The organism is Acinetobacter sp. WC-323, assembly GCF_000314615.1.
In the GTDB taxonomy this organism is placed as follows: domain Bacteria; phylum Pseudomonadota; class Gammaproteobacteria; order Pseudomonadales; family Moraxellaceae; genus Acinetobacter; species Acinetobacter courvalinii.
In genome coordinates this window covers 36,317-50,530 of the sequence record NZ_AMZS01000070.1, presented here as the reverse complement: position 1 = coordinate 50,530, position 14,214 = coordinate 36,317, and the positions used below count along the sequence as shown (strand labels likewise).

The following is a 14,214-nucleotide window of genomic DNA, read 5'->3' as shown; positions in this document are numbered from 1 at the left end:
TGCCACGTGACTAGAAACAGGGGATGAAATGGCCAAAGATTTTAATAGCCAGAAAGTGGTGGAGCGTTATGACCAGCATATTCGTTGTCTGATTCCGGGCTACGAGCTGATGCATCAGCAAGTCGATGCCATTTTACAGGCCAGTTTGAAAAGTGATGCGCATATTCTGGTGGTGGGTTGCGGCACAGGCTATGAGCTTGAATATCTACTGAATAAGCATCCACGCTGGTCTTTTACCGCTGTTGATCCTTCTCTCGCCATGCTGCAAAAGGCTCAAGCGCAAATTCAGGCAATCGGGCAGCAAGCTCGCGTTAACTTTGTACATGGAGAGACAACTTGTTTATCCGAACTGCAAAGGTTTGATGCCGCACTTTGTATTCTCGTTGCTCATTTTATTGCGCATGCGATCAAGCCCGTTTTCTTTTCCGAAATCGCAAAGCGTTTAAAAAGCAGTGGCATTTTATTGACCTACGATTTGATGCATTGTGAAGACACAGTGCAAATGAAAGCCTTGCCACTGTTATGTCAGGCCAATGGACTGAGCGTAGCGCAGAGTCAGGCGATGATGGAACGTTTAGGACAGGATTTTTACACGCTGTCTTTAACGGATTATCAGCACCTGCTTAGTCAGGCTGGTTTTAGCCATATCCATGTTTATAGCCAGACCTTGGCCTATCAGGGGCTGATTGCACAGAAGAATTAAGCTGATCAGTGGCGATTGTCATGTTTGGACAATTCGGCTTTGGCTTGCTGTTGCCATTTAAGAATAGAAAGACCTAACAAGGATTGAAACAGAGGAGGTACGAACTAAATAAATCAAATGGTTTTGATTTTTAAAATAAAAAATGTGCTGGGAAATTGCGATTCAGGCAAAGGAAAAACACAAATAAACAATGATCTTAAAAGGTCGGGAAGATCAGCGAAAAAGGAAATTGATTTAAATGGATAAGTTTATTTTAACGGTACAAAAAAGTCTGTTGGCGCTGTCAGTTATAACGATGATGTCACCTGTTTATGCAGCAACGGATCAGGCCGAAATTGCACAACTCCGACAGGAAGTACAACAATTAAGGGCGATGTTGCAGCAATATGTGCAGCAAAAAGCTCCTGTACAACCTGCCAATCCAGTGGCTGTGACGGCTTCACCCCAAGAGACAACAGCCCCTAAGCTGAACCTGAGTAAAGGCGGTGCAGAGGTCAATTTATATGGTTATATCCGTGCCGATGCCTCTTATCAGGCCAAAGGTGCATCGACCATGTATAACAATATCAGTGCTGTGCCACTGGAACACACGGCAGAGGAAGCACAGCAAAAAGACCGTTTACACTCAACCGTCAATGTCACGCGTCTGGGGCTAAACTTTAAAACACCGAGTGTCGCTGGCGAGGTGGGCGGTAAGTTGGAAATGGATTTCTTTGGGGGCGCAACGCGGGATCAATTCCGTATCCGTCATGCGTATATCACTTTGGATCAGTGGCTGATCGGTCAGACCTGGTCAACGTTTATTGCACCTGAATACTATCCGGAAACGGTGGATGCCGGAACTTTTGTGGGCGGTGCCTTGCAACGTTCACCGATGCTGCGCTATAGCGATAAGCTCTCGGCAAACACCAGTTTTGCGGTCGCGATTGAAGACCCAAAATATACTGCGACTTCAGATCCGGACAATGAAATGCGTATGCCTGCCTTGGTGGGACGCCTCAATCATAAATTTGACAATGGCTCGCTATTATCAGGCCGAACGTTTATGGCTGAGAAAAAAACCAGTACCGACAAGCAATGGGCATGGGGTGTTGGGCTAGGGGGCAAATATCAATTGAGTCCGCAAACCTTTTTAAAAGCTGATTATTACCATGTCAAAGGGGATGGTCGCTTTCTGCTCTGGGCCAATAATAGTTATGTGATTGATGATCAAAATAATATTCAGAGCAACGAATTCGATACGATTTCTGCGGGCATCACCCATCAGTTTAATTCCCAGCTGCGCTCCACTTTAGGTTATGGCTATATGAAGGCCAAGGATGACAATCGCTTTGCTGAAATCCAGAAAAGCAATCTCACCCAGAATAAAGAATTATGGCAGGGCTGGATTAATGCGATGTACAACCCGTACAAGCCAATTATCTTGGGCGTGGAATATGTCTATGGCGAGCGTGAAACCTTCGACGGCCGTAACGGGATTGATAATCGCGTTAACATGATGGCGAGTTACGACTTTTAATTAAGGATTTGAATAATATTGTTTTTCTTTAGGATGCACTATGTTGTTTTAAAAAATAAACAGGGATTTATCTCATTGAGGAGATGTATAAATGACGGATTCGAGGCTGAATGTCAATGCAATCATTGACCAGGCAAAATTTACCCCTTTTCACTGGAGTATTTTGCTCTGGTGTTTACTGATTATTATTTTTGACGGTTATGACTTGGTAATTTATGGTGTAGTTTTGCCTGTGCTGATGCAAGAGTGGTCACTCACAGCGGTACAGGCAGGTATGCTGGCCAGTACTGCGATATGTGGAATGATGATTGGTGGCATATTTTTTGGTGCTTTGGCTGATAAAATTGGTCGAAAAAATGTCATCTTGATTTGTGTGGCTTTTTTTAGCGGTTTTACCTTTTTAGGTGCTTTTGCATCAAGTCCTTTTGAGTTTGGTGCCTTGAGATTTTTGGCTGGTTTGGGGATTGGGGGGGTAATGCCGAATCTGGTGGCATTAACCTCTGAATATGCACCAAAGCGCATACGCAGTACCTTGGTGGGGAGCATGTTTAGTGGCTATGCGATTGGTGGAATGATTTCTGCATTGCTCGGCAGTTATCTGGTAGAAAGCCAAGGCTGGCAAATCATGTTCCTGATTGCAGGTATTCCCTTACTATTATTACCGATTCTATGGAAGTTCTTACCCGAGTCCTTAACCTTCTTGGTTAAAACTGGCAAGACTGAGCAGGCTTATACCATTATCCAAAAAATCGCACCCGAACAAGCATTAAGCCGCAATACACGATTATATTTAAATGAAGATAATCTGGTGACAGGGAGCTCTGCTAAAGCACTATTCCAGCAAGGTCGTGCGTTAAGTACATTCATGTTCTGGGTATTATTCTTTATGTGCCTGCTGATGGTTTATACCCTAAATAGCTGGTTACCGAAACTGATGCTGGCAGCAGGTTATTCATTAGGCAAAAGTATTTTATTCCTGCTGGCGTTGAATGTCGGTGCCATGATTGGTGCGATCGCAGGAGGAATCCTTGCAGATAAATTCCATTTGAAGCCGGTGATTTTAACCATGTTTGTTGCTGGCGTTTTTGCGTTGCTAGGACTGGGCTATAACTCGCCAGTATATGTGTTATATGGTTTGGTGACAGTAGCGGGGGCAGCAACAATTGGAACATCAATCCTGCTTTATAGTTATGTCGCTCAATACTATCCTTTAAGTATTCGTTCCACGGGTATTGGCTGTGCTTCTTCAGTAGGGCGACTGGGTGCAGTTGTTGGGCCAATTTTGACTGGGATATTACTGAGTTTAGGGCTGCCACATAAACTCAATTTTGTGATGATTGCCATTCCAGCCATCATTGCGATCTTTGCCATATCAATGCTAAAACGGCACGAGTCAGATCATGGCAGTAAAATGACAGACAACTCCAGGCTAAAGGCAGCAGAAACAGGCGAAGTTTAACCAGTATTATTAATCTCTGGAACAGGAAAGTCGATGGTGTTTGCAATCGGCTTTTTGTTTTGTCTAAAAATGCACTAACTTAGCGGTATAATTCTAGTTTTTAGAATATCCATAAATGCTTTTAACACCATATTGTAATTTTTGCCTTTATGGGTAATCAGGCAAATCGGAGTGCTATGATGAATGACCTGTTGCAGAACCGGTTGCATAAAACCATCATCGACCCATTTCTTGGCATAGTGATCGGGCAGGAAGCCAAGAAATTTCCCGGTCAGGATCATAAAAGCAATGCCTTCACGGTCACTGGCGGTGGCTGAACAGTCCAGAAGTTGATGTAGTTTCGATGCTTCTGCAGTCATTGCATAATTCGGCAGCACCGCTTGCCAGTTATTCAGATCCTTCGATTTGATTTCATCCAGATGATTAAACAAAGGATGATTTTTGCCGCAATAGAGAAATGACTTTTCTTCATATAAATGTAAATAATCCAGTCCAGACAAGGGCGTCACCAGAGGAATTACGCCCGCGTGTAAACGGTTGTCCAGTACCCGGCATTCGATATCGGAAAGGGTGCTCATACTGATATTAATTACCACTTCTGCATTTTCTTCCGCAAGTTGGGCCAGCGTATTGGTGATATACAGACTGGGCATGGTCACCAGATTATTAATAATCCCGATATTAAATTCTCCCTTGAGCTGGTTGTGCATCTGATTGATTTTGGCACGGAAGTCTTCAATCGAAGCCGTTAGAACTTCGATATATTCCAAAATTTCCCGTCCTTCGTCGGTGAGGGCAAAGCCGGCACGTCCACGCTGACACAGCCGGATGCCTAGGCGATTTTCCAGATCACTCATGTGCAGACTGATGGCTGAGCGACTAATCCCAAGAATACTTTCAGCGGAACTAAAACTATGGCAGTCACAAACCGTTTTAAATATTTTAAGAAGTTTTATATCAAAATCAGTCACTTGATTTAATTTTTTCGGTTTCATTTAGTTTTGCTTTTTTATATCTAAACTCAAGACAATTTGAATTTATCAAAACTATTTGGCTCTGTACACTCCAGAGATAACCACAAAACAAGAAGAGTGATTATGTTTGATATCGATACCGCAAATGACCGTGATGAAGCATTGGAAGCAACATCACCAAGCGCCCAGATGAACCTCAATTATCAAGCACACTGGATGCCATTTTCTGCCAACCGTAACTTCCATAAAGACCCACGTATCATTGTGGGAGCGAAAGGCGCCTATTTAATGGATAGCACAGGCCGTGAAGTCTATGATTCCTTGTCTGGGTTATGGACATGTGGGGCAGGGCATACTTTGCCGGAAATCCAGCAGGCGGTGAGCCAGCAGTTATCAAAACTGGATTATTCTCCTGGCTTCCAGTTTGGGCATCCCTTGTCGTTTCAACTGGCAGAAAAAATTATTCAGCACATGCCTGAAAAATTGCAACATGTATTTTTTACGGATTCTGGATCGGAATCAGCTGATACTGCAATCAAGATGGCGCGTGCCTATTGGCGGATTAAGGGGAAACCCAGCAAGACCAAACTGATTGGCCGTGCGCGTGGTTACCACGGCGTCAATGTCGCAGGAACCAGCCTTGGCGGAATCGGCGGCAACCGTAAAATGTTTGGTCAGTTGATGGATGTGGATCATTTGCCTCATACCTTGCAACCCGACTTGAGTTTTACCAAAGGCTGTGCAGAAACAGGCGGGATTGAGCTGGCAGATGAACTGCTCAAGCTGATCGAGTTACATGATGCGTCCAATATTGCAGCTGTGATTATTGAGCCTGTTTCAGGCTCTGCAGGCTGTATTGTACCGCCGACCGGTTATTTAAAACGACTCCGGGAAATCTGTGACCAGCACGATATCTTGTTGATTTTTGATGAGGTGATTACTGGCTTTGGTCGTATGGGGAAATGGACCGCAGCCGAGTACTTTGGTGTCGCCCCCGATATTTTAAATTTTGCCAAACAGATTACCAATGGTGCAATTCCACTCGGTGGAGTTGTGGCAAGTCATGACATCTATGACGCTTTCATGCAGCAAGATTTACCTGAGCATGCGGTTGAGTTCACGCATGGTTATACCTATTCCGCACATCCGGTGGCCTGTGCAGCAGCTTTAGCCACACTGGATGTGTTGGAAAAACAGAATTTATTGGCGCAATCTGCGGCATTGGCACCAAGCTTTGAAACACTCCTACATGAATTAAAAGGTGCACCACATATTCTGGATATCCGTAATTGTGGACTGATTGGTGCTGTACAACTGGCGCCACGCGATGGTGATGCCACGATCCGAGGTTTTGAACTTGGAATGAAACTTTGGAAAGCCGGTTTCTTTGTCCGTTTTGGTGGGGATACCTTGCAGTTTGGCCCAATGTTTAATAGCACCGAGGCGCAATTATCAAGATTGATGAATGCGGTTGGCGATGCACTTTATCAGGTGAAATAAATTCAATTTTTAACTCAAAAGCAAATCAATCGGAAGACATGATCCCATACAAGGAATAAGAGATGAATAACTTAGAACATTTTTCAAGTGAAACGACGCAAAGCCATGATGGTCAAGCAGCACAGGCAACGCAGGTGCTTGGACATTTTATTAATGGAAAGGTGGTGTCCAAGTCTGCCAAAAGACAGCCTGTTTATAATCCGGCAACAGGTGAAATCAGTAAAGTGGTTGAAATTGCAGATTCTCAAACGGTGAATCAAGTGGTTCACGTGGCAGAGCAGGCTTTTCCGGCATGGCGTGACACACCAGTAATCAAGCGTGCGCGCGTGATGTTTAAGTTCAAACAGTTACTGGAAGAAAATGCTGAAAAAATCTGTGAACTGATTGGACAGGAGCATGGCAAGATTTCCCATGATGCGAAAGGGGAACTGCAACGCGGCATTGAAAATGTAGAATACGCCTGTGGTGCACCAGAGCTACTCAAAGGTGAATATTCAAAAAATGTCGGGCCAGATATCGACTCGTGGAGTGAATTTCAGCCTTTAGGTGTAGTTGCAGGCATTACCCCGTTTAATTTCCCCGCAATGGTGGCGTTGTGGATGTTCCCGATGGCACTGGTCTGTGGTAACTGTTTTGTATTAAAGCCTTCAGAAAAAGCACCGTCAGTCGTATTATTCCTGGCTGAATTACTAAAACAGGCGGGTTTACCCGATGGGGTATTTAATGTGGTGAACGGTGATAAAGAAGCCGTCGATACCTTATTACACCATCCAAAAATTCAGGCGGTCAGTTTTGTCGGTTCAACCCCTATCGCTGAATATATCTATCGCACGGCCACTGCAGCAGGTAAGCGTTGTCAGGCCTTGGGCGGTGCAAAAAACCATGCCATTATTATGCCCGATGCAGATATTGATAATGTGGTGACTTCATTATTAGGTGCTGCTTTCGGTTCTTCCGGCGAGCGTTGTATGGCACTTTCAGTCGCCGTGGCGATTGGTGATGAAGTCGCAAATATTGTGATTGAGAAGCTGACCCAAGAAATGCAGAAACTGAAATTTGGGCATTATGCCGATAGCAATAATGATTTTGGCCCCTTGATCACGCAAGCCCATAAAGATAAGGTGCAAGCCTACATTCAGAGTGCAGAACAGCAAGGTGCAAAAATTGTGGTCGATGGTCGTGATGCCAAACCTGCTGGTTATGAAAATGGTTTCTTTGTCGGGCCGACCTTGATTGATCAGGTCACACCGAAGATGACTAGCTATCAACAGGAAATTTTTGGGCCCGTATTGCAAGTGATGCGGGTAGATACCATGCAGCAAGCCATGCAACTGATCAATGAGCATGAATATGGTAACGGAACCTGTATCTATACCCGTGATGGTGAAGCCGCCCGTTATTTTAGCAGTCATATCCAGGTCGGTATGGTCGGGATCAATGTGCCTTTACCCGTGCCGGTGGCCTATCATAGCTTTGGTGGCTGGAAGCGTTCATTATTTGGTGATCTCCATGCCTATGGCCCGGATGGCGTGCGTTTCTATACCCGTCGCAAAACCATTACCCAACGCTGGCCTTCTGCGCAAGTCCGTGAAGCCAAACAGTTCGCGATGCCAACTTTAAATTAATTTTTGCATCAAGGGAAAACCTGAGTTTTCCCTTTTTCTTTGGATAGGAATTAAAACATGTCGTGAACTAACCCAAATTATTTTAAGGAATAAAATATGGATAGCGTTAAAACAAAAAAATTAGGCGAAGGACTTTCAAATCGCCACATTACAATGATTAGTATCGGCGGTGTGATTGGTGCAGGTTTATTTGTCGGTTCATCGGCCGCGATCGCCAAGGCAGGCCCTGCAGTGATTCTGGCCTACCTGACCACCAGCATCATGGTGTTTCTAGTGATGCGTATGCTCGGAGAAATGGCCGTATTGGAACCCGATACCGGTTCATTTTCAACTTATGCACGTAAGGCGATAGGTCCCTGGGCAGGATTTACGATTGGCTGGTTATATTGGTGGTTCTGGGTATTGGCGATTCCTGTCGAAGCGATTGCGGGTGCGCAAATTTTATATTCATGGTTTCCTTATTTTTCGGTTTCCACTTATGCTTTCTGTTTTATCGTTTTTTTGAGTCTGGCCAACTTTTTCAGTACCAAAAGTTTTGGTGAATTTGAGTTCTGGTTCTCTTTAATCAAAGTGGTTGCCATTATTGGATTTATTATCATTGGTATATTGGCGATTTCCGGGTTCTGGCCTTTAGCGCAAAATGTCAGCGGTGTTGCCAATTTATACAACAATTCGGGATTCATGCCACATGGCGTTGGCGGCATTTTAGCCGCAATCCTGATTACGGCATTTTCATTTTTCGGTGTGGAGATTGTGTCGATTGCAGCAGCAGAATCCTCTAATCCGCAACAGAAAATAAGACGGGCCACCAATCTGGTGCTATACCGTATTATCCTATTCTTTGTGGTCTCGATGTTTATTGCGGTCGCCCTGGTCGACTGGCGCTCACCAGATTTGCAAAAGTATGGCACTTTCCAGTATGTCCTGATGAGCCTGAATGTTCCCGGAACTAAACTTATTATTGATGCGGTCGTATTTATTGCAGTCGCAAGCTGTATGAATGCGGCGATCTATACCTCCTCGCGTATGTTATTCCGTTTAGGTACCCGTCATGAAGCACCGAGCAAAGTTACCCATATCAATTACGCGGGTGTACCTGTAGTTGCGGTGTTCTCCTCAACATTTATTGGCCTTATTTGTTGTGTCATCAATTATGCATTTCCAGGCAAGGTGTTCGGGTTGTTACTCTCCAGTACCGGTTCAATTGCCTTACTGGTCTATCTGGTGATTGCATTTTCACAACTACGCTTAAGAACAAAACTGGAAAAAGCTGGCGTGGAAGTGCCATTTAAAATGTGGTTATTTCCTTGGTTAACCTGGTTCGTGATCCTCATTATCCTGAGTGTATTGGCTTATATGTTCTTTTCACCGCAGTATAGTTATGAAACGACCTTATCCTTGAGTGTCACCATAGGCGTGGTGATTTGTGGACTGATTGTGACCCGAAAGAAGAAAACCACTAGAACTGTAGTGATGCATCTTGATGGATAGCAAGAGAAGCAAAATAGAACCTTGTCTTGTTCGGCTAAGGTTCTATTTTTAGATAAAAATGAATTAACTGGGGGCCGGGAATAATAATAGATTAGAAATATTGTCTTGCAAACATACGGCACTCGGCGATCAGGGCCAGCAGATTTGGATCGCGCTCTTTACTTTTAAGAAATACCAGACCAATTTCCTGTTTGATCTGATAAGGGGCCTGTAGTGGAATAAGTTTGACCGAGCTTTCATAAATTGTTGAGATGCGCCCCGGCAACAGGGCCAAACCTACACCCGTGCTGACCATACTGATCAAGGTAAAAATATCACTGACTTGTAAAAACACTTTGGGATCGATGCCAGCCTTTTCAAACAAAATGTCCGAATCATTGCGCGTTGCAAAGCCTTGTGAAAGGGTTAAAAATTTTTCGTCTTTCAAGCTGCTCAGGTCGATATTGTCCAGGGTCGCCAATGCAGAGTTTTTATTGACAGCTAAATAAATATTGTCCTGAAACATCGGCAGTTTTTCAAAATCAGCATCGCAGGTGGTGTCATTTAGTGCCACAATGATGGCATCCAGTTCAGTCGATTTCAGTTTCTTGACCAGATCCAGATTTGAGCTGAGCAGCAACTGGATGTCCAGCTCGCCTCGTCTTAATTTCAATCCGCTAATAACATTAGGAATGGTATTGACCGTCAAGGAATAGAGTGAACCCAGTTTTAAAATTTTTGCAGCAAAGCCTGCTGCTTCACGGGTTTTATTGACAGCATTGAGCAGATCCTGAACCAGTTGTTGCGAATGCTCCTGTAACACGTAGGCACTTTTCAGGGGGATCAGGTTTCGTCCTTCATTTTTAAATAAAGGACAACCCAGAGAACTTTCCAGTGAATGCAGGGCCTTATGCACACTGACATTACTGATTTGCATTTCATCAGCAGTTTTTGACAAGTTGCCATGGCGCATAAACGCTAAAAAAATCTGGATTTTTTTCAGGGTCAGTTCTTCTTCTATTTTCATGCACACATCTAGATTAAAATAATGAAAACAATTGTATAGACTTAATGACAGGCTGGGGTAGCAGGATTGTTTCTTATTGAAAAGCGGATACAGCCTGCGCAAAAAACCTGTTTTAGAAATATAACCCGGTCGCTCAACTGAATTTTAAGGAACTATGCTTTAAAGCGGGAACAATACTGACCTGATGTGCCAGTATTGTCCTGAGACTCTACTGATTCAGGTAATTCGTTACGGCATTAAAGAACAGGGCATTTTTCATTTTCAATCTCTGCCGATGGACGGGCGGAATCCCAGGCACTCCATTGTACCATCACAATATTATTTTTAGGATTAATCGCCATTCTTTGCCCGAATATACCGCGTCCCCAGAAGGTCGTATCCATATTTTTCGAGCTTAAGGGGGCACTGAGGTTGGATGATAATTCCACCATTCATAGCTGTACTGGTTTTTTAATATATTTAAGGAGAAATATAATTAAGGGAATACTACCATCTAAGGTGTCAAATATTATGCCTTGGTTTCATTTATCTTAATTTCCAATGTAATTTAGTCCATTGAAACTGTAGGGGGAAGGAATTCTTTAACTGTAGCAAAAAACGGTTGAGATCAGTGCCATTAAAGGCAATAAAGAACCATGTTTCAAGCTTGTCATCCTATCTAGCCGAGACATCAGGAAATGGATATACCGTTTCATAAATCAAATACAATTATTCGTTTATATGAATTTGATTGGTTAAGTTTAATTTGATAGTGTCTGTATTTGGATAACTTAGTAGTCTAGACTTAAAATGGCGACTGATCGTTTAGGTGATATGCAACTTTTCGTAGAGGCAACAGAATTAAAGAGTTTATCTGCCGCCGGTCGTAAGATGGGAATCTCGCCCGCAGCCGCCAGCGCCCGATTAATAAAGCTGGAATCTTCACTCGAAGCTAAGTTATTTGATCGTACAACCCGCAGTTTAAGGCTAACTGATGAAGGACAGGTTTTTTTAAGATATTGTAGAATTGCCTTACAAGCTATAGAGGATGCAGAAATTGCTTTGCAAGATAAACAGTCTGCAGTCAAAGGAAAAATTAGAATTTCTGTCGCAGTTGATTTAGGCCGTAATTTGATTAGTCAATGGATTGAGGAGTTTAGTCTGATTTATCAGCACCTCAGTATTTCACTGACCTTAACTGATTCAAACTCTAATCTGATCCACGATGATATTGATATTGCTATCAGATTTGGCCTGCCAGATAATGATTTGCTGGTCGCCCGTTATCTGGCGCCTAACTGGCGCGTACTCTGCGCATCACCAGTATATCTGGAAAAATATGGTATACCTGAAAGACCTTTGGACCTAGCTAAACATAAGTTTATTGTTCTTGTGACAGAGAGTGGTCCCTTAAATGAATATTATTTTAATTTTGATAACCAACATTCAAAATACGTGGTGCCAATGGAGACTGCATGGGAAACTAATGATAGTGTTCAAGCCAGAATGTGGGCTTTGGCAGGTCACGGCATTACAAGAAAAATTATTTGGGATGTCGCTTCGGATCTAAAAAAAGGGAATCTACAAGCAATTTTGACGCAAGGAATAGTGCGAGAAGTGGGGATTCATGCAGTCATGCATAAGAATAAATATATTGCACCAAGAATCCGCTTCTTTCTGGATTTTCTGGTTAAAAAATTTGAGGTTCTGACCCCTCATATGCTAGATCAGCTTCCGCAGCCCAAAAGCTGATATTTTTAATACAATGAGCTTGAATGGTTTGGCCGGGTTTTCTGTTCTCGAATATAATCTCTTGGATTTTTACCAGTCCAGCTTCTAAAAGCTCTAGAAAATGCATTGATATGGCTATAACCAAGAATATCAGAGATTTCTTGAATACTTTTATTGGATGAAATCAATTGTTTGGTCAGCATAAATTTTTTCATCTGTATTAAAGAAGAAAAGGTTGTATTAGCTAGCATCAACTCTCTCTTTAGGACCCTTTCAGAGACACGCAGCTTTTTTGCTGTATCTGTGAGTGTCGGAAAGCCCTCATGAGGTATCAGTTTGATATTTTTATGCACTAAAGAAATAATTTTGCTCTTCTGATTTTGAGCAATTAAATATTCTTCCTTAACATGATGAATGGCAAAATTATAAGCTGGTTTTGAACTGAATTTAAGGGGAAGATCCAGACATTTAAGATCAAAGATGATCTGGTTTTTATCCTGATTGAATTTAAACGGGGGAAGGTGCTTTTCAAAAGCAGCATGATAAGAGTTTTGCGCCCACTTCAGTTGTACATACAAACCCGTAATTTCATAATCTGTAATTTCTTTAAGATTCGTAATGATATTCACAATAGCTACTTCAGTAAGAAACCGACTAATTGCCTCTTTTTTTTCTAAATCCATGCCTTTGGGAAGCTCATAAAGAGGGTGAATGGTGATGATAACCTTATTATTTTTATTATGAATTTGAAAGTCCATCTTATGAAGGCGAATGTTAAAGTATTTTTGTAGATCCAGAATTACATTACCAAGCGTATCATTTGAAAGCATGGCAAATCCAAGGGTTTCATGTGATGTAACTCGACAGTTAAGTCCAAACCTATATCCAATACCTTGTTCTGGAAGACGTTCGAGCAAATTGGAAATAATTTTAATCCAGTCAGAAAATTTTAATGTTTCAGGTGGATTGTCACTAAATAAACATAAGGGAATCGATATTTTTCTTATAAGTTCCTGTTTTGAAATAAAATAATCAGCAGCTATGTCAAGCAAAATATTAAGATAATTACTATGAATCATGATGGAGTTATGCTCTTTCAGAATGGATCATATAAGACAGGAAGGGCCAAAGCATGAAATTCATTTTAGTGAAGCGTTTTACAATTGTTAATGTGGCCTAAAATTGAATAACTTTCAATTTTAAATTGAAAAATACATATTTTCTCCTAATTATTTTGTACTTTGTTAAACAGATGTAAATTTTTAGGGAGTTTTTATTTTTTAGTCTTAGTAAATATTTTTTAATTATGAGCCTATAATTTTTATTATTAACATTAAAATCAATTGTTTATTTTTATTGGTTGGGTATTGCGTTTAGATAGAATCTTCTGTCTTTAAAGAAAATAAAAGGTTAGCTATTTGAATTTATTTATAGATAATAGATAAATTTTATCAATATAATTAAAATAGAAGTTTAGTTATAAAGATGTTAGAGTTTAATGTTATTTTAAATTAAATAGTGCAAAACACTTCAATTTATATTAGTTTTTAAGTCGATACTTTTAAAATGATAACGCCAGATACAATCAAGCTGACATAAAAAAACTTTTCCAAGCTCCTACGCTCATTCCAAAAGAAAACTCCCATCAGGATGGTTCCAACAACTCCTATTCCTGTATAAACTGCATAGGCAATTGAAACATCAATAGTTTCCATGGCCATATGTAATAAAAATAGTGAAGATGAAAGTGAGATTGCATAGAGTGGTATCGCGGTTCGGTATTTTTTCTGAGTAATATCCCTTATACTTTTCACCACAAATATTTCCAGTATTCCAGATGCAATTAATAATAGCCAGCTCATTATTTAATCTCCAATTTGTTTTAACTTCACAACACCAGTAATGATCAATACAATGGCAACCAATGAAATAGGTCTGAAAGGATTGTCTATCACATAGATATCAAAGATAAATGTTCCTACTGTTCCAAAAACCACAAAAAATACATAGGCATACGATGCTTTTATTTTTTTTGCCGCTAGTAATAAAAACAGAAAACTGCCAATGATAAAGAAAATCGTGAATAACCATTCAATAAGACTTTCAGCGTATTTCAAACCAATTGCCCATAGGATTTCAAATAAACTGGCAATCAACAAATATAACCAAACCATAAGAACGCACCATAAGCAATTGAAAAGAAATCAAAGTGATTGAATTAGTAAAT

General features: G+C 41.4%; 12 protein-coding genes. 7 read left to right on the top strand and 5 right to left on the bottom strand.

Going from position 1 to position 14,214, the window contains the following annotated elements; translation table 11 throughout:
- Positions 1-28: 28 nt before the first annotated feature.
- The 3 genes from ACINWC323_RS00880 to ACINWC323_RS00890 all read left to right on the top strand — a co-directional run bounded on the left by ACINWC323_RS00880 (position 29) and on the right by ACINWC323_RS00890 (position 3,681).
- Complete coding sequence (locus ACINWC323_RS00880) at positions 29-703, top strand: class I SAM-dependent methyltransferase (protein ID WP_009515907.1); 675 nt, start codon at positions 29-31, stop codon at positions 701-703.
- 238 nt (positions 704-941) lie between these two features.
- Complete coding sequence (locus ACINWC323_RS00885) at positions 942-2,222, top strand: DcaP family trimeric outer membrane transporter (protein ID WP_009516016.1); 1,281 nt, start codon at positions 942-944, stop codon at positions 2,220-2,222.
- A 91-nt stretch (positions 2,223-2,313) separates the two neighbouring features.
- Positions 2,314-3,681: an MFS transporter gene (locus ACINWC323_RS00890; RefSeq protein ID WP_009515882.1), complete on the top strand. Its 1,368-nt coding sequence runs from the start codon at positions 2,314-2,316 to the stop codon at positions 3,679-3,681.
- A 74-nt stretch (positions 3,682-3,755) separates the two neighbouring features.
- Here the strand turns inward: ACINWC323_RS00890 and ACINWC323_RS00895 are convergent, their stop codons facing one another.
- Positions 3,756-4,676 (bottom strand): LysR family transcriptional regulator, encoded by a 921-nt coding sequence (locus ACINWC323_RS00895; RefSeq protein WP_009515996.1) that lies wholly within the window; start codon positions 4,674-4,676, stop codon positions 3,756-3,758.
- A gap of 96 nt (positions 4,677-4,772) precedes the next feature.
- Between ACINWC323_RS00895 and aptA the strand changes: the two genes are divergently transcribed.
- From aptA to ACINWC323_RS00910, 3 genes are all read left to right on the top strand, one after another.
- Positions 4,773-6,155 (top strand): omega-aminotransferase AptA, encoded by a 1,383-nt coding sequence (aptA, locus tag ACINWC323_RS00900; RefSeq protein WP_171062231.1) that lies wholly within the window; start codon positions 4,773-4,775, stop codon positions 6,153-6,155.
- Positions 6,156-6,217: 62 nt separating this feature from the next.
- Positions 6,218-7,780 carry a CoA-acylating methylmalonate-semialdehyde dehydrogenase gene (locus ACINWC323_RS00905; RefSeq protein ID WP_009516026.1) on the top strand — a complete coding sequence of 521 codons (1,563 nt, stop codon included), beginning with the start codon at positions 6,218-6,220 and terminating at the stop codon, positions 7,778-7,780.
- Between the two features lie 96 nt (positions 7,781-7,876).
- Positions 7,877-9,271, top strand: a complete 1,395-nt coding sequence (locus ACINWC323_RS00910; RefSeq protein WP_009515983.1) for an amino acid permease — start codon at positions 7,877-7,879, stop codon at positions 9,269-9,271.
- Between the two features lie 91 nt (positions 9,272-9,362).
- On the opposite strand, the gene ACINWC323_RS00915 is transcribed toward ACINWC323_RS00910, so the two are convergent.
- Positions 9,363-10,277: a LysR family transcriptional regulator gene (locus ACINWC323_RS00915; protein ID WP_005287006.1), complete on the bottom strand. Its 915-nt coding sequence runs from the start codon at positions 10,275-10,277 to the stop codon at positions 9,363-9,365.
- A 789-nt stretch (positions 10,278-11,066) separates the two neighbouring features.
- Between ACINWC323_RS00915 and ACINWC323_RS00920 the strand changes: the two genes are divergently transcribed.
- Positions 11,067-12,008, top strand: a complete 942-nt coding sequence (locus ACINWC323_RS00920; protein ID WP_009515993.1) for a LysR family transcriptional regulator — start codon at positions 11,067-11,069, stop codon at positions 12,006-12,008.
- A gap of 5 nt (positions 12,009-12,013) precedes the next feature.
- Here ACINWC323_RS00920 and ACINWC323_RS00925 read toward each other — a convergent pair whose 3' ends face one another.
- The 3 genes from ACINWC323_RS00925 to ACINWC323_RS00935 all read right to left on the bottom strand — a co-directional run bounded on the left by ACINWC323_RS00925 (position 12,014) and on the right by ACINWC323_RS00935 (position 14,161).
- The gene (locus ACINWC323_RS00925; RefSeq protein WP_009515903.1) at positions 12,014-13,066 is read right to left on the bottom strand and encodes an AraC family transcriptional regulator; all 1,053 of its coding nucleotides are present in this window, start codon (positions 13,064-13,066) and stop codon (positions 12,014-12,016) included.
- A gap of 468 nt (positions 13,067-13,534) precedes the next feature.
- Positions 13,535-13,849, bottom strand: a complete 315-nt coding sequence (locus ACINWC323_RS00930; protein ID WP_009516030.1) for a DMT family transporter — start codon at positions 13,847-13,849, stop codon at positions 13,535-13,537.
- Positions 13,850-13,852: 3 nt separating this feature from the next.
- Entirely contained in the window at positions 13,853-14,161 is a 309-nt protein-coding gene (locus ACINWC323_RS00935) for a DMT family transporter (RefSeq protein ID WP_009516023.1), read from the bottom strand.
- Positions 14,162-14,214: the final 53 nt, after the last annotated feature.

Bases quoted from the DNA above. Each gene is read 5' to 3' on its own strand.
- ACINWC323_RS00890 (WP_009515882.1), top strand. From the start codon at position 2,314: ATGACGGATTCGAGGCTGAATGTCAATGCAATCATTGACCAGGCAAAA.
- ACINWC323_RS00930 (WP_009516030.1), bottom strand. From the start codon at position 13,849: ATGAGCTGGCTATTATTAATTGCATCTGGAATACTGGAAATATTTGTG.
- ACINWC323_RS00935 (WP_009516023.1), bottom strand. From the start codon at position 14,161: ATGGTTTGGTTATATTTGTTGATTGCCAGTTTATTTGAAATCCTATGG.
- ACINWC323_RS00920 (WP_009515993.1), top strand. From the start codon at position 11,067: ATGGCGACTGATCGTTTAGGTGATATGCAACTTTTCGTAGAGGCAACA.
- ACINWC323_RS00905 (WP_009516026.1), top strand. From the start codon at position 6,218: ATGAATAACTTAGAACATTTTTCAAGTGAAACGACGCAAAGCCATGAT.
- ACINWC323_RS00880 (WP_009515907.1), top strand. From the start codon at position 29: ATGGCCAAAGATTTTAATAGCCAGAAAGTGGTGGAGCGTTATGACCAG.
- ACINWC323_RS00910 (WP_009515983.1), top strand. From the start codon at position 7,877: ATGGATAGCGTTAAAACAAAAAAATTAGGCGAAGGACTTTCAAATCGC.
- ACINWC323_RS00915 (WP_005287006.1), bottom strand. From the start codon at position 10,277: ATGAAAATAGAAGAAGAACTGACCCTGAAAAAAATCCAGATTTTTTTA.
- ACINWC323_RS00925 (WP_009515903.1), bottom strand. From the start codon at position 13,066: ATGATTCATAGTAATTATCTTAATATTTTGCTTGACATAGCTGCTGAT.
- ACINWC323_RS00885 (WP_009516016.1), top strand. From the start codon at position 942: ATGGATAAGTTTATTTTAACGGTACAAAAAAGTCTGTTGGCGCTGTCA.
- ACINWC323_RS00895 (WP_009515996.1), bottom strand. From the start codon at position 4,676: ATGAAACCGAAAAAATTAAATCAAGTGACTGATTTTGATATAAAACTT.